General features: G+C 60.6%; 12 protein-coding genes and 1 riboswitch. Of the genes, 6 read left to right on the forward strand and 6 right to left on the reverse strand.

The window, feature by feature from the left end; genetic code table 11:
* Nucleotides 1-1,479: a lipopolysaccharide biosynthesis protein gene (locus tag E5K02_RS06160; RefSeq protein WP_167856302.1), complete on the forward strand. Its 1,479-nt coding sequence runs from the start codon at nt 1-3 to the stop codon at nt 1,477-1,479.
* A gap of 77 nt (nt 1,480-1,556) precedes the next feature.
* Here the strand turns inward: E5K02_RS06160 and E5K02_RS06165 are convergent, their stop codons facing one another.
* The gene (locus tag E5K02_RS06165; RefSeq protein WP_135393095.1) at nt 1,557-3,026 is read right to left on the reverse strand and encodes an amino acid permease; all 1,470 of its coding nucleotides are present in this window, start codon (nt 3,024-3,026) and stop codon (nt 1,557-1,559) included.
* Nucleotides 3,027-3,352: 326 nt separating this feature from the next.
* Nucleotides 3,353-3,446: riboswitch (SAM riboswitch) on the reverse strand.
* Nucleotides 3,447-3,639: 193 nt separating this feature from the next.
* On the opposite strand from E5K02_RS06165, the gene E5K02_RS06170 reads away from it, so the two are divergent.
* Both E5K02_RS06170 and E5K02_RS06175 read left to right on the forward strand, forming a co-directional pair.
* On the forward strand, nt 3,640-5,481 hold the full coding sequence (locus E5K02_RS06170) for a glycoside hydrolase family 13 protein (protein WP_135393097.1): 1,842 nt from the start codon (nt 3,640-3,642) through the stop codon (nt 5,479-5,481).
* A 58-nt stretch (nt 5,482-5,539) separates the two neighbouring features.
* The gene (locus E5K02_RS06175) at nt 5,540-6,313 is read left to right on the forward strand and encodes a TIGR02117 family protein (protein WP_135393099.1); all 774 of its coding nucleotides are present in this window, start codon (nt 5,540-5,542) and stop codon (nt 6,311-6,313) included.
* Here E5K02_RS06175 and E5K02_RS06180 read toward each other — a convergent pair.
* A complete protein-coding gene (locus tag E5K02_RS06180; RefSeq protein WP_135393101.1) occupies nt 6,277-7,005 on the reverse strand; it encodes an EcsC family protein in 729 nt (242 codons plus the stop codon). The genes E5K02_RS06175 and E5K02_RS06180 overlap by 37 nt on opposite strands.
* A gap of 53 nt (nt 7,006-7,058) precedes the next feature.
* Nucleotides 7,059-7,937 carry a hypothetical protein gene (locus E5K02_RS06185; protein WP_135393103.1) on the reverse strand — a complete coding sequence of 293 codons (879 nt, stop codon included), beginning with the start codon at nt 7,935-7,937 and terminating at the stop codon, nt 7,059-7,061.
* A gap of 252 nt (nt 7,938-8,189) precedes the next feature.
* On the opposite strand from E5K02_RS06185, the gene E5K02_RS06190 reads away from it, so the two are divergent.
* Both E5K02_RS06190 and E5K02_RS06195 read left to right on the forward strand, forming a co-directional pair.
* Nucleotides 8,190-9,200 carry a fasciclin domain-containing protein gene (locus E5K02_RS06190; protein WP_135393105.1) on the forward strand — a complete coding sequence of 337 codons (1,011 nt, stop codon included), beginning with the start codon at nt 8,190-8,192 and terminating at the stop codon, nt 9,198-9,200.
* Between the two features lie 163 nt (nt 9,201-9,363).
* Complete coding sequence (locus tag E5K02_RS06195) at nt 9,364-10,956, forward strand: serine aminopeptidase domain-containing protein (protein ID WP_135393106.1); 1,593 nt, start codon at nt 9,364-9,366, stop codon at nt 10,954-10,956.
* Between the two features lie 87 nt (nt 10,957-11,043).
* Here the strand turns inward: E5K02_RS06195 and E5K02_RS25465 are convergent, their stop codons facing one another.
* The 3 genes from E5K02_RS25465 to E5K02_RS06205 form a co-directional block, all read right to left on the reverse strand.
* Entirely contained in the window at nt 11,044-11,220 is a 177-nt protein-coding gene (locus tag E5K02_RS25465; protein ID WP_167856303.1) for a hypothetical protein, read from the reverse strand.
* A gap of 55 nt (nt 11,221-11,275) precedes the next feature.
* Nucleotides 11,276-12,301 (reverse strand): Gfo/Idh/MocA family protein, encoded by a 1,026-nt coding sequence (locus tag E5K02_RS06200; RefSeq protein ID WP_135393108.1) that lies wholly within the window; start codon nt 12,299-12,301, stop codon nt 11,276-11,278.
* 360 nt (nt 12,302-12,661) lie between these two features.
* Nucleotides 12,662-13,825, reverse strand: a complete 1,164-nt coding sequence (locus E5K02_RS06205) for a DegT/DnrJ/EryC1/StrS family aminotransferase (protein WP_240737170.1) — start codon at nt 13,823-13,825, stop codon at nt 12,662-12,664.
* 159 nt (nt 13,826-13,984) lie between these two features.
* Here E5K02_RS06205 and E5K02_RS06210 point away from each other — a divergent pair, with 159 nt between their 5' ends.
* Nucleotides 13,985-14,893 (forward strand): hypothetical protein, encoded by a 909-nt coding sequence (locus E5K02_RS06210; protein WP_135393110.1) that lies wholly within the window; start codon nt 13,985-13,987, stop codon nt 14,891-14,893.
* Nucleotides 14,894-14,946: the final 53 nt, after the last annotated feature.

The raw sequence follows: 14,946 nt of genomic DNA on the forward strand, positions 1-14,946 counted from the left end.
TTGGGTATCGTTCAGCGGCAAGGGCTGCGTAACACCATCATTTCCTACTGCGGACTGGCGCTGGGCTTTGTTAACACGGCCTTTCTGCTGCCTTCGCTGCTGGCCCCGGCCCAACTCGGCCTGACCACCCTGCTGGTGTCCATTGCCACGATCTACGCGCAGTTTTCGGCCTTTGGCTTTGCCAGCGTGGGTATTCGATTCTTTCCCTATTTCCGCAACCCCGCAGCCGGGCACCACGGCTTTCTACCCTTTCTGCTGGGGCTGCCCATGGTGGGCCTGGTGCTGAGCACGGCCCTGTACCTGCTGGGCAAGCCGCTGATTCTGGCCCAGTACGAGCCGCAAGACGTGGCGATGCTCACCCCTTTCTACGGCTGGGTTAGCCTGCTGGCGCTGTTTACGCTGCTGTATTCCTTGCAGGACGCCTACCTGAAAGGCCTGTATCACACGGCTTTCTCCTCGTTTTTACAAGACATCGTGCTGCGCGTGCTTATTGCGGGGCTGGCCCTGCTTTATGGCAAAGGCGTGGTCGAATTTCACGAGTTTGTGCTCGGCTACATTGGCCTCTACGGCGCTATTTCCCTGCTGCTGACGGGCTATCTGGCCTACATCGGCGAGTTGCATCTGCGGCCTACGCGGGCGGCGCTGCGAGTGCGCCCCGTCGGCGAGATTGTGCGCTTCGGCGGGTTTGCCCTGCTTTCCAGCCTGTCGGGCAGCATCCTGGGGTTTATCGACTCCTGGATGGTGGGCGCCCAGATTAGCCTGGCTGCGGCGGGTGTTTATGGCATTGCCTACAACATCAGCACGGCCCTGACAATTCCGGCCCGCTCCCTCAACAAGATTGCCTTCCCCCTGCTGGCCCAGTACTGGAAAGACCAGGACCTGCCGCGCATGGCCGACTTCTACCGCGACACCACCCGGCTCAACACGATTCTGGGCTGCTACTTGGCCCTGGGCATTGGCCTGAACCTGGACTTTATTTATTCGCTGATCAAAAACCCGGTCTATGCCACGGGTACTACGGCGGTGCTCCTGCTGCTGGCCGGCCGCCTGTTCGACGGCATTACGGGCGTCAATGGACTCATCGTCGTCACGTCGCCGCGCTACCGCTACGACTTGGTTTTCAACCTGTCGCTGGCCGGCTGCACGGTGCTGCTCAACCGCCTGCTGATTGCCCGGCTGGGTATTACGGGCTCGGCGCTGGCTACGCTGGTAGCCATTGTGAGCATCAATACGGTCCGGACCTGGTTTGTGTGGTATAGCTACCGACTGCAGCCCTTCACCTGGCGCATCCCGCTTATTTTACTCGTGGCCGCCGGCTCGGGCCTACTCGTGTGGCTGCTACCCGCGCTGCCTTCCAAGCTGCTGACCATGCTGCTGCGCGGCACCTTGCTCACGGCGCTCTACGGCGGCGCCCTGCTCCTGCTCGGGCTGGTACCCGAAGCGCAGCCGCTGCTGCGCAAAGTGCTACGACGCGGCTAAGTTTTGAGGCCGTGGCCAAATCCAAAAGCCCTGCTACGCTTCGGCGCGGCAGGGCTTTTTTATATTCTCAACCGTACTTACTCCGCTGGCAAGGGCGCTGCCCCGGCCCGCTGCTCCTGCCCCAGCTTGCTGTGCTTTTTGCCGTAGCCGTAGTAGATAGCCAAGCCAATAGCCAGCCACACAAACAGCCGGATCCAGGTGTCGGCGGGCAGCGAAACCATCATCAGTACGCAGGTCAGGATGCCCAGGATGGGTACCACGGGCACCCAGGGAGTACGGAAGCCGCGCGGGGCGTTGGGTTCTTTTTTGCGCATAATCAGCACGCCCAGGCACACCATCACAAAGGCCAGCAGCGTGCCGATGCTGGTCATTTCGCCCACTACATCAATCGGCACAAAGCCGGCAAACAAGCTGATAAACAAGCCCAGCAGCAGGTTGGACTGCAGCGGCGTGCGGAACGTGGGGTGTACCCGGGAGAAAACTTTCGGCAGCAATCCGTCCTTGGACATCGAGAAAAACACCCGGCTCTGCCCCATCAAATCCACCAAAATCACGGAAGTGTAGCCGATGAGAATAGCCAGGATGATGGCCGAGCTCAGCCAGGCGTAAGGCGTTTTTTCGATGGCAATGGCCACGGGCGCGGCGCTGTTCTTGAACTCGGTGTAGTTGGCCAGCCCGGTCATCACGTGGCCGAAAAGCATGAACAGCACGGTGCACACCAGCAGGGAGCCGATGATGCCGATGGGCATGTTTTTCTGCGGATTCTTGGTTTCCTGGGCCATGGTAGCCACAATGTCGAAGCCGATAAAGACAAAGAATACCACGCCGGCTCCGCGCAGAATGCCGCTCCAGCCAAACTCGCCGAACGTGCCGGTGTTCTGCGGAATATAGGGTTGGTAGTTGGCCGGGTCGATGTACTGCCAGCCCAGGGCAATAAAGACGAGCACGACCAGCACCTTCAGGCTCACGACCAAGGCATTAAACCAGGCCGAGCCCTGGGTGCCGCGAATGATGATGCCCGTTATAGCCAGCACAATCAGCATGGCCGGCACGTTCACAAAGCCCGATACCACCGAGCCGTCGGCCAGCGTCGCCGTTTCAAACGGCGACATCACCAGCTGGGCCGGAATATGCAGGTTGTACTTGCTCAGAAAGCGCACCAGGTACTGCGACCAGCTGATGGCGACCGTAGCAGCCCCGACCGAGTATTCCAGAATCAGGTCCCAGCCGATAATCCAGGCAAATAGCTCGCCCATGGTCGCGTAGGAATAGGTGTAGGCCGAGCCGGCCACGGGCACCATAGAGGCAAATTCGGCGTAGCACAAGGCCGAGAAGGCGCAGCCCACGGCCGCCACCAGAAACGACAGGGTAACGGCCGGACCGGCGTTGTTGGCGGCGGCAATACCGGTAAGGGAAAACAGGCCGGCGCCAATAATAACCCCGATGCCGATGGCAATCAGGCTAAAGCCGTTCAGGCTTCGTTTCAGGGTGTTAGCCCCCGTTTCGGCCGCTTCGAGGCGAAGCAGCTCCAGTGATTTTTTAAGCATAAAACGTAGTAAGAACCCGCCGTAGCGCGCTCAGGCGTGAGAAAAGGGTTCTGGCCGCTGCCAGGCAGCCGCTGCAACAGCCGCCGGCCCGAAAACCTCGGACTCCGCGGCGACCAGAAATAGAAAAAAGCAAGAAACAGGGAGGACCAGTACTGGTCAGGGACGCTGGGCGCACAGGCCCGACAGCGGGAAATGGGCTAGCGCCCGGCGCTTCAACAACAGCAACAACAGCCCATCATGCCCGCAGCCCCGGACAAGGACGCACTGGGCACGGTAGCAAATACGACTCGGATGGGGAGGTTGGGGAAGCAATCCACGGCAACTTGTTTTTATATGAGCAGGAATTGGCACCGTTCCGCGGGGTAGCGGGGGGTTGCCGGCGCGTCAAAGAGCCTGTCTCTCAGCGCCTCTGTATAAAAACAATCCTTTGGGGGTAAAGAATTGGTGGCGCAAAGGTAGAACCGGGCGCACCGTATTTGCAACGCCGCCCCTAAATCAGCTTGGACGTGGGCCGAAACGGGCGGGCTGCGCCCGAATTACTTGCGGAGTTTTTTCATGTTGCTTCCAACCGGATTGTGTTATTTTGACTGCCCGCCCACCCTGTGCCTTTGCCATGAAAAAGAACTTCCTGCCCCTGCTACTGGCTTCTGCTGCCCAAGTTGCCGCCCTGGCCCAGCCGGCCCCGCCCGCCGCTACGGCCCTGCCGCCCGCCTGGGCGCAGAAGGTGGTGTGGTACCAGATTTTTGTGGAGCGCTTTGCCAATGGCGACCCCAGGAACGACCCGCGGCCGGAAAACATGCAGGGCTCCTTCACCGTGCCCGCCGGCTGGAGCATCACGCCCTGGACCCACAACTGGTACCAGCCCGAGCCCTGGGCCCAGGCGGCCAAGCTCAACTTCAACGATACCCGCTCCTTGCGCCGCTTCGGCGGCGATTTGCAGGGCGTCCTCGACAAGCTCGGCTACCTGCAGGAGCTGGGCGTTACGGCCCTCTACCTCAACCCGATCAACGACGCGCCTTCCCTGCACAAGTACGACGCGCGCAGCTACCACCACGTCGACGTGACCTTCGGGCCCGACCCCGCGGGCGACGCCAAGCTGATAGCCCAGGAAAACCCCACTGACCCGGCCACCTGGCAGTGGACCAGCGCCGACAAGCTCTTTCTTAAGCTGGTGGCCGAAGCCCACAAGCGCAACATGAAAGTGGTGCTCGACTACTCCTGGAACCACACCGGCGTCGAGTTCTGGGCCTGGCAGGATATCGTCAAAAACCAGCAGCAATCGGCCTTCCGGGACTGGTACGACGTGGTCAAGTTCGACGACCCGCAAACGCCCCAGAGCGAGTTTGCCTACAATGGCTGGGTGGGGTTGAAAAGCCTGCCCGAACTCAAGAAAATCAACATTACAACCATCCGCAAAGCCGGCCGCCCCTACGAGGGTGAGCTGAACCCCGGCGCCCAGGCCCACATCCTGGCCGTGACCATACGCTGGCTGACCCCCTACGGCGACCCCAAACGGGGCATCGACGGCTACCGCCTCGACGTGGCCGACCAGCTGCCAATGGGCTTTTGGCGGAGCTACCGCACCTTCGTCAAGTCGGTGAAGCCGGAGGCCTATCTGGTAGGCGAAATCTGGTGGGAAGAGTGGCCCGACAAACTGATGAACCCGGCCCCCTACACCAAAGGCGACATCTTCGACGGAGTCATGTTCTATCAGGCGTACCGGCCGGCCCGCAGTTTCTTTGCCGCCGTCGACCAGCCCCTGACCGGTCCGCAGCTGGCCGACAGGCTGCAGGCGGAGTGGAACCGGCTGGGCAAGCCCTTTCGCTACGCCATGATGAGCGTGTCGTCGACCCACGACTCGCCCCGCCTGCTGACCTGCTTCTACAACCCGGGCAAGTACAAGTACAAAGCCAATGCCGGCGACGACCCGACTTACCAAACCGGTAAGCCCGACCCGGCCACGTACCAGCGCGTGAAGCTGTACCTGCTGCACCAGTTCACCAGCATCGGCGCCCCCCAGATCTGGAACGGCGACGAGCTGGGCATGTGGGGCGCCGACGACCCCGACTGCCGCAAGCCGCTCTGGTGGCCGGGCCTCAAGTTTGAGCCCGAAACCCGCACCAACTTCCAGCCCGTACCTCCCTCCTTCGACCCGGTGGGCTACAACGCCGCCCACCACGCTTACTACCAGCAGCTGGCCCACCTTCGCCGCGACAACCCGGTGCTGCAAACCGGGGAGCTGACGTTTCTGCCCACCAAAGGCCGGACCCTGGCCTACGTGCGCACTAACCCGACCGACCGTATCGTGGTGCTGTTCAACATGGAAGCCACCAAGCAGGAATTTACCCTGCCCGAAAAAGGCAAATGGCTCAACTTATTGACCGGAAAACCAGTAGTTGCCTCGACGACCACCTTGCCCACCCTGACGGGTATGGTGCTCAAAAAAGTAAACTAGGCCGGGGCCGGGCTGCCCACAGTCTTGCGGCAGCCCGGCCCCGGTCAACCCAACTTGCATGCATCCAGCCCTAAAAAAGACGTTGCAGATTACCGGCTACACGGCCGGGACTTTAGTAGGAATCGTGGGCCTGTACGTGGCTTCGTCGTTTGCCCTGTCGCGTATTCCGGTGAATGAGGAAGACTCGGACTTAGCCGAAGACGTCGACATTTACATTCTCTCCAACGGCGTGCATACCGACATCGTCACGCCGGTGCGCAACCAGTACATCGACTGGAGCGAGCTGGTGCCCTTCGCCAACACGCCGGCCCGGGACGCCGCGGCTCAGTACGTGGGCTTCGGCTGGGGCGACAAGGGCTTTTACCTGGACACGCCCACCTGGGCCGAGCTCAAGGCCAGCACGGCTTTCAAGGCCATGTTTCACCTGAGCACTTCGGCCATGCACGTCACGTTTCACCAGGCGATGCGCGAGTCGGAAAGCTGCGTAAAAATCCGCATCAGCCAGGCCGAGTACGCCCGCCTGATCGACTACATCAAGGCCAGCTTCGATTACGACACCCAGGGCCAACCCATTCATATTCAAGGGCACAGCTATGGGCAGCACGACGCATTTTACGAAGCCAAGCGCACCTACAGCTTTCTGTACACGTGCAACACCTGGGCCAATAACGGCCTGAAGTACTGCGGGCAGAGAGCCTGCTTCTGGACGGCCATGGACTCGGGCATCTTCTACCAATACCGCCGCAAAGGGCCCAACGTGGTACGCAACGCAGCCAAGGCCGTGGCCGTGCAGAGCTACTCGGTCGTGGCCAAGCCCAAACGCATCCGGTAGCAGTTCATGGCCGTGTCGCCGAGCTGCTTGAGCAGCTGGTAGTTGGCTACTGCCCCTACCGCCGCCCCGATAACGGGTACGAGCTGGGCCAGCTTGGCTAGGTCGATATAGTCGCGGTACTCCTGCTGAAAGGTGCGCCAGTCGAAGGCCGCTGAGTCGGTGGGCAGGGTTTGCCGGTACTCCTCCCACTGCGCCACGCGCCGGTACTCCTCGTTGCGGCTGTGCTGACTGGAAAAAGCCAGCTGAAAGACGTGCAGCAGGTACAGCCGCTCGGTATAGTCGTGGGCATCGAAGCCGTAGAGCGCCGCTACATCGAAAAGGAACTTGAGCTTGAGCCCGAGCAGCAGCGGAAAATCGGCCAGCCCGAGCAGGATACCGCCGGCCCCCGTGACGGCGCCCTCGGCCGCGGCCGTGGTGCGGTAGTATTTCAGACTGGCCACTACGGCCGTTTCCCGTTCCGGCAGGGTGGCGTGCTCCAGGGGCCGCCGCGAGATATAGCGCGAGCCAAAGAGCACGCCCTGCACCATCTGCTTAATGGCCCCGGTAAGAACCCGGTGCACCTTTTCGGGCAGCAGGTTATTGAGCCGGATCTGCACTTGGCGCGTGAAGCGGTTCAGATACGAGGGCTGGCGCTGCATTTGCTGCTGCCAAGCCCGAAGTTCCTGCTGGGCCTGCTGTTCGTAGGGCGTCATGCCCGAAGGTAATTAACGCGGCGAGAAGTCTGGCGTGGCGCCAGGGCCTAGTCCTAGTAGTTGTAGGAAACGCCCGCCGAAAGCCCCGTCGACTTACCCAGGTTGCGGCCCGACACGTACTGGCTGGCGCCCAACACCACTCCGAGCCCTTTGGCCACGGGCCGGAACAAGCTGATTCCAAGACGGGAGTAATTCACGCGGGTGGCAGGAAAGAACAGGTCGAAGCCAGGCTGCAGGATATCGGTGCCCTTGCTGCTGGAACGCTGAAAGGAGGCCCAGGCTTCGGCGTAGAGCTTCAAACCGGCGTAGCCCACCTTGGCGTCGGCAATAAAGGCGTTGGGCACGCGGTTGGTACGCAGGCTGTAGCCAGCCTGTCCGGTTACGAACACGCCCGAAGGGGTTTTCAGATGGGCAATGCCCAACGTATTGTATTTGGTGGCTCGGTTGCCAATGGCAATAATGTACTCCAAGCCTTTGTTCGACTGATAGTTGCTGGCCGGTGTCGTTACGCCCACTACGCCCAGCAAATCCAGCACGTTGTTGCCTACGGTAGTGGAATACGCCTTGAACTTGAGCAGGCCGGAAATATCCTGGAAACCGCTGCGGCTGTTGGTGTAGCCCTGCCCGTTGCCTTGGCCTTCCGATTTGATGTAGGGCAGGCTAACCACCGCTTCTACTTTGTCGCTCAGGCCGTAAGCCGCGTACACGCTTACGGAAGAAACCCGTATTTCCCGGAAAATCGGCACTTCGCTAACTTTCTCCGGTACCAGATACACACTTCTATAGCGCTCCGCCGTGCCCGTGAAGGACACCGAACCGTGGCCTTTGCCCACCATGAAGCCACTGACTAGGCTTTGCGCCTCGGCTACCTGGGTGCTGCCCGTCAGTAGGGCGGCGGAAAGAAAAAATGAAAATGCGTAAGAGTGTTGCATACGGGCAGAAAAAGGCAAAAATGGAGCGACGAAAAAGCTCTGGAGACTTAGAAAAACAATGCCATCTTTCTATTGTTCAGCCTCCTGAAGCGCCAAACCTACGGCTCAGCTTTGAGGTCGGATTTCTCTAACTGAGAAATTTGTTCAAAGAGTCCCAATTTGAGAAATCCACTTTTAAAGCCGGGCCGTAGGTTTGGCACTTGCACAAACCGTGCGCCGCGTCCTGTAGGCATTTTTCACTTGTTGCAGCCCATGAAACACTTTTTACACTCCTTCTTTACCGCTCTGCCGCTCAGTTTGCTGCTGCTGTCGGCCTGCTCCAAAGACACCGCAGCCGACCCCTCCATTGCCGGTATCGCCGTGGCCAATGACGACTTCAGCGTGCTCGAGGATGCCGCTATCCGCGGGGGCGTAGTTGAAACCCTGTCTAATAAAAATCCTAACGACCCGGCAGGTAACTACACGGTGTTTGCCCCAAACAATTTTGCCTTTGCCCGCCTGGGGCTGCGGCAGGCTACCGATTTGCAAGCCTTGCAAACCAGCTTCCTGACCAGCACCTTGCTTTACCACGTCACGGGTGGCAGCGTAGCGGGTAGCTCCCTGGTGGCGGGAGCGGCGTCGGCGTCGGCGCTGGGGCCACCGCGGCGCATTGTCGTGCGCAACAACAGCCGCTACGTCAACGGCTCCCGCATTGTGGCTACGGACGTCAAAGCTTCCAACGGCACGGTGCACGTCATCGACAAGGTGCTGCTGGCCACCGGGGCCGATGTCGTCCAGTCGGCCGTGGCCCTAAGCCAGGGTAAGGTGTTCGTCAAGCCCGACTTGCAGTACTTGGTCTACGCCGTCGTCTACTGTGGCCTGACGGGTCCGTTGTCGGAGGGCAGCCCGCAACTCACCGTGTTTGCCCCTACCGACCAGGCTTTCAAGGACCTCTACCAGCAGTTTGGCATTACGCTCAACGAGCCCAAGGACCTGGAAAAGCTGCCCAATGCCAAAGAAACGCTGACCAAGGTGCTACTGAACCACGTGCTGGTAGGTACCCAAGGGGGCAAGCTGACGCAGTTCACCACCGAGATTCCCGACAATGCCGTGCTGCCTTCCCTGGGCGGCGGCAACCTCACTTTCGGCGTTTTCACCAACGGGCTGCTGACGGTGAAAGGAGCCGGAAATGGCACCAATTCGGCCAACATGGTTATCCCCGATATTCAGTGCACTAACGGTATTGTGCACCTCGTCGACCGGGTTCTACTTCCGACGTTATAGAATGAGCTAAAATCATTACTTTTGGGGCTAAATTTCACAGGTATAGCCTCCTAGGTTTGTTGGCCAGCCTGTTTTGCTTCAGCTACTCCGCTCTGCCTGCCCTCCTATTGTCACCCGGACGGCGCCTTTCCACCGGCGTTTTGTCCCTGCTTATTTACTCTGCATGAAGAATATGTACGCCGGTTTGCTGTGGAGCTGGCTTCTTCTACCGCTGGCCGCCCTACCGACCCGCGCCCAGGATCAGCCGGCAACTCCGGCCGCCACTCCGCCCGCCACCCCGGCCCCGGCCATCGTCGCGGCGTCGGCTAAGGTGGTGCTCGATGGTCAGTGGAAAGGCGAATTGCCCATGCCCGGCGGCAGCCTGCCCGTTACGATTACCGTGACGGACCTGGCGGGCGGTGGGCATTTTGCCGTGCTCGACGTACCGGCCCAGCGCATCAGCCACGCCATGCTGAACGTGGAGCAGCACAGCGATACGCTGCTCTTCCTCTCGGACGAGCTAGGGTGCCGCTTTACCAGCCAACTCTCGGTTGATAAGCAGCAGCTGACGGGCCAGTGGCAGTTGCAGACCTTCAAGACCCCGCTTACGCTGAAGTTTTCGGCCAAACCGGCCCCATCCAAAAACTTCAAGTTTCCGCCGCCCTACCGCGTCGAAGAGGTGGCTTTCTCGAACTCCCAGGATAACGTGCGCCTGAGCGGCACGCTTACCGTGCCCCCCGGCGAAGGCCCCTTCCCCGGGGTGGTGCTGCTCTCCGACATGGGCCCCCAGGACCGCGACGCGACCCAGGGCGACTACAAGATGTTTGGGGCCCTGGCCGACTACCTGACCCGCCACGGCATTGCCGTGTTGCGCCTCGACGACCGGGGCGTGGGCCAATCGGGTGGCGACGGGACCACCGCCACCACCGCCGACCGGGTGCGCGACGCCCAGATCAGCCTGAACTTTCTGCGCACCCGCCCGCTGATCGACTTCGGCAAGCTGGGCCTGATTGGGCACGGCGAAGGCGGCAACGTAGCCTTGCTAGCGGCGGCTCAGCCCCTGCCTCCCGCGTTTATTATTACCATGGCCGCCTCGGGCGCCGGGGGCAATGAAGTGCTTAGCCAGCAAACCGCGGGCTTTTTGAAGGCCGGCGAAATAGACACCGCCCAGCAGGCCAATGTGAAGCGCCAGTTTCAGCTCCAACAGGAACTCAGCGTGAAAATTGACGAGATGCGCGCCAAAGGAGCCAATGCCGCCCAAATCGAAACCTTTGTTGCCCAGCAGCAAATGCGGCAGCGGGCGGAAGACAAAAAACGGCAGGAGGCGATTGTCAAGCAGCAAAAAGCTTTGCTGGAGGTTATTCGCCAGACGGCCGACAATGCCCAGGCCCAGGCCATTGTGACCAACATGCTAACCCAGTCGAACCCGGGTATCGACCCGGCCATGGTGCAGGCCCGCACGGCCTTGATGACCAGCCGCTGGTACCGCTACTACCTGGGCTTCGACCCCCAGCCCGACCTGGCCAAGGTGAAAGGCGCCGTGCTTTTGCTGCACGGGGTTGATGACGACAAGGTGAACGTGAGCAACCTGGATTTGCTCAAGAAGGGCTTGAAAGACAACAAGCGGGTGGATGTGCGCCGCATGAGCGGCATCAACCACCTGTTCCAGGGTCCGGTGACGGAATGGCCCCTGATTGGTGGTGAACCCAAACCCGTATTGTCTCCCCTGGTTCAGCAAACCATCTACGACTGGATCAAGCTGAAGCTGGCCGAGTAAGCTGCCGCACCTTGAGCTTGTAAAAACAAAAGCGTCTGGCCTCCTGAACACAGGGCATGGCCAGACGCTTTTTTGTGGGTGCTGGCCCTACCAGTTGGCGTTGCCCAGGCAGGTGTTGCTATTGGCCAGCAGGCGCTGCACTTCCAGATTCAGCTGTTGCTGACGATGCAGCGCGGAAGGCTTGAGTGAGCCGTCGGTCAGGGTATGGGTAAGGAAACCTTCGGCCGGATATTCGGCTGGGGTTGAGCGGTGGCTCCGAGGCATAGTTGTTTTCAAACCTGATGACAAAAGCACAGCCTCGCCCCGTAGCAGCGCGAGGCTACTTGAGACTGTAGATCCGCTCGATAATTTCGACCACCTTCATTCCCTCCAGCGCATTGGTAGTGGCAAAGCCCCTCTTTTGTACGGTGTCCACCACGTTTTCAATGACCTGCACATGATTGGCGGCACTGCCCTGGTACGGGCCGTAGTCGTTGGCCGGGTTGGTGGGCGGCAGCTGCGGCAAGGTATAATCACGCAGATGACAGTACTCGACTTTGTCCATGTACTGCCCGCCTATGCGCAGGCTACCATGCTCGGCCACTACGGTCAGGGAGCTTTCCAGATTTCGGTCCCACACGGCCGTGCTGTACTGCAGCGTACCGCTGCCGCCCCGCACCAGGTCAAAGGTGACCAGGCCGCTGTCCTCAAACTCGGTAATGCCCTGGTGGTTGAAGTCGCGGAACCGGGCCGTGAGGTTGGTCAGGTCGCCAAACACCCAGTACAAGAGGTCGACGAAGTGGCTGAACTGGGTGAAGAGCGTGCCGCCGTCCTGCTCCTGGGTGCCTTTCCAGCCCCCGGGCCGGTAGTAGCGGGCATCCCGGTTCCAGAAGCAGTTGATTTGAACCAGGTAAATCCGCCCCAGGCGGCCTTCTTCGTATACTTGCTTGAGCCAGGCAGCGGGCGGGGAATACCGGTTCTGCATCACGCCAAACACTAGCCGGCCGGTTTGCAGGGCCGTGTGCACAATGGCTTCGGCATCGGCTTTGCGCAGGGCCAGCGGCTTTTCGACTACTACGTGCAGGCCGTGGCGCAGCCCAGCCATGGCCTGGGGGGCGTGCTGGTGATTCGGCGTGGCCACGGTTAGCACCTCGGCGGCGGGGCCCTGGGCTAGGTACTCCGGCAACGAGGGAAAGAAGGGCACCCCGGGAAACTCGGCGGCGAGCTGGGCTTGCAGCTCCCCCCGAATGTCGATTAGGGCGACGAGCTGGGCCGCCGGATGCTGATAAACGAAAGTAGCGTGTCGACGACCGATATGGCCAACTCCGCAAATAGCAAAACGAACTGGGGAAGTGGTAGTACTCACAGACTGCGAATGTAGCGGAATAGCGCGCTTCCTGCGCAGCGGCGCCGAAAAACCCTGGTCCGCTTAGCCACGAATTTGGTCCATTCGGCCAGGTTGAAGCTGGCTTCGCATACTAGCCCAGCACAGCGCCCACCGGCCCAATATGTTTGCACAGTATTCCTTGGTTGCCACGCCACCCTTTTCCCCTCCCCTCGTATGCCCGCCCGACAAGCAGTTGCCGTACTCCAGTTTTTGCTGTTGGCCCTCATATGCCTGGGTAGCGCTTACTGCTTTACCCACCGGCCGCACCCAGCTCATTTCCCGCGCACCGTGGCCTTGCGTTATGCGGCCGGGGTGGCTGTTCAGAAGTAGCCCGGCAAGCTACGCTGCACCGTTGGTCTGGTAGAAGGACTGTACGGCTTGGACTACCCGCTGCTGCTGGTCGTGGCTCAGGCAGGGATGAATGGGTAAAGACAGCACCGTACGGCATAGCTCCTCCGCCACCGGAAACTGCCCGGCCTGGTAGCCCAGGTAGTGGTAAGCGGGTTGCTGATGCGTTGGAATAGGGTAATACACAACGCTGGGCACGCCTTGCTCCCGCAGAAACGTCTGCAGGGCATCCCGCTGCCCGGCGGCCACCCGCACCGTGTATTGATGAAACACGTGGGTGCTGCGCACGTCCCGCACCGGAATTTGCAGGGTGGGTAGCCCGGCCAAGCTCACGTCGTAGCAGGCGGCTACCTGCTGCCGGGCCTGGGTCCAGGCGGGCAGGTGGCGTAGCTTCACCCGCAGCACGGCGGCTTGCATCGTATCCAGGCGGGAGTTCAGGCCAATATGCTCGTGGTAGTACTTGCGAGTCTGCCCGTGGTTGGCCAGCTGCCGCAAGTAAGCAGCCCGGGCTTCGTCGCGGGTGAACAGCGCCCCACCGTCGCCCAAAGCGCCCAGATTCTTGGATGGGAAAAACGAAGTAGTTCCGACCTCGCCCACCGTGCCCGCTACCGCGGTTACTCCTTCCGCCATGGCGTAGGTAGCACCAATGGCCTGGGCGTTGTCTTCAATGAGAGCTAACCTATAGCGGTGGGCCATACGCTGCAGGGCCACTAAATCGGCACATTGCCCAAACAAATGCACGGCAATAATGGCCCCGGTGCGCGGCGTAATAGCCGCTTCCACAGCCGCGGGGTCGAGGCTAAAGGTGTCGGGCTGTACATCGGCGCACACGGGCCGCAGGCCCAGAATAGCCACGGCTTCCATGGTAGCCACATACGTAAAAGCCGGCACGATAACCTCCGCCCCGGCGGGCAGCTGCAGGCTCATCAGAGCCAGTTGCAGGGCATCGGTACCGTTGCCGCACGGAATCACGTGGGCTTGGCCGAGGTAGTCGCCCAGTTCCCGGGCAAACTGCTCCACGGCCGGCCCCTGAATAAAGGCCGCCTCCTGGAGCACCTCCTGCAGGGCCGCGTCCAGCTGTGCGTGAATAGGAGCGTGTTGGGCGGCCAGATCCAGCAGCTGAATGGGCGCGACAGGGGAAGCAGAATGTGGCACTGGTAGAAAAGCAGGCAGGTTTGGGTCAAAGATAAAAGGCGGATGCAAACCGCCCCCGGAAAGCCAAGCGCGTAACCTGAACGGAAAAGCTTGCGTTAAGCGGGCCAAGCGGCTGTATTAAAGGCCTGCTATATTGTTCTCCCCCCAACCGTTCACACCATGCTTAAGAAAACCCTCACCATACACACGCTGGCCGCTTTCCTGCTGCTCGGCGGCACTACCTTCACCCAGACCAGCTGCTCGCAGGCCGATAAGAAGGAAGTTTCCCAGGAAAGCGACCAAGCCTACGAAGACTTTAAGAGCTTCGTGACCAGCGCCGAAACCAAGGCCGACAACGTGGCTGACCAAGCCGAGGCCGACTACAACGAGGAGACGACGCAACTGAAGAACGACTTCGACTCCAAGGTAGCCGCCGTCGACCGGTATGCCGACCAGTACGACGATGCCCGTCGCCAGGAAATCGAGCAGCTCCGCACGCGCTATACTACCGCCTACGACAAGCGCGACATGGCCTGGAAAAACCGGCCTAACGCCGTAGCAGGCACCACCACTGGCGGGGGCACGACGACGCGCCTGTATCAGTCGGAAGCTGGCAAGTTTGGCGGGCTCACAGCGGCCAATATTCGCGGCACTTACGAAGCCTTCACGGCCCAGATCAAGGAAAACGAAAACCGCTACGGTATCGAAGACTGGCGCGCCGTGAATGCCGACTGGAAGGCCCTGGACGAGCGGTACGACCAAATTAAAAAGGACGTCAGCACCGCCGACCGGACCGAAATTGCCAAGGAGAAGCTTAAATACGCCGCCTTCAAGTCGTACGATAAAGCCGAAGCCCGCGTAGCCCAGGGTGCCGATGCGGTGCAAGGCGGCGCTCAGAATGCGGAAGTAGAAACCCGTGACGAGCGGCAGGCCGTGGGCACGGCCGCGGCCAACACTGCTTCCGACGTGAAAGACGCGGGCAAGACCGTTGGTCAGAAAATTGGCAACGCGGCCAAAAAGGTCGGCGAAAAAACCAAAGAGGGCTACAAGGAAGTGAAGTCGGAGGTCAAGAACACCGACAACGATTAAGGTAGCCTGCTTTCCCAAAAAAGCCCGTTCGGATGATACCGGCGGGCTTTTTT

This window comes from Hymenobacter metallicola (assembly GCF_004745645.1).
GTDB lineage: Bacteria > Bacteroidota > Bacteroidia > Cytophagales > Hymenobacteraceae > Hymenobacter > Hymenobacter metallicola.

Coding starts and splice junctions, on each gene's coding strand:
- E5K02_RS06165 (WP_135393095.1), bottom strand. CDS start 3,026: ATGCTTAAAAAATCACTGGAGCTGCTTCGCCTCGAAGCGGCCGAAACG.
- E5K02_RS06170 (WP_135393097.1), top strand. CDS start 3,640: ATGAAAAAGAACTTCCTGCCCCTGCTACTGGCTTCTGCTGCCCAAGTT.
- E5K02_RS06175 (WP_135393099.1), top strand. CDS start 5,540: ATGCATCCAGCCCTAAAAAAGACGTTGCAGATTACCGGCTACACGGCC.
- E5K02_RS06180 (WP_135393101.1), bottom strand. CDS start 7,005: ATGACGCCCTACGAACAGCAGGCCCAGCAGGAACTTCGGGCTTGGCAG.
- E5K02_RS06185 (WP_135393103.1), bottom strand. CDS start 7,937: ATGCAACACTCTTACGCATTTTCATTTTTTCTTTCCGCCGCCCTACTG.
- E5K02_RS06190 (WP_135393105.1), top strand. CDS start 8,190: ATGAAACACTTTTTACACTCCTTCTTTACCGCTCTGCCGCTCAGTTTG.
- E5K02_RS06195 (WP_135393106.1), top strand. CDS start 9,364: ATGAAGAATATGTACGCCGGTTTGCTGTGGAGCTGGCTTCTTCTACCG.
- E5K02_RS25465 (WP_167856303.1), bottom strand. CDS start 11,220: ATGCCTCGGAGCCACCGCTCAACCCCAGCCGAATATCCGGCCGAAGGT.
- E5K02_RS06210 (WP_135393110.1), top strand. CDS start 13,985: ATGCTTAAGAAAACCCTCACCATACACACGCTGGCCGCTTTCCTGCTG.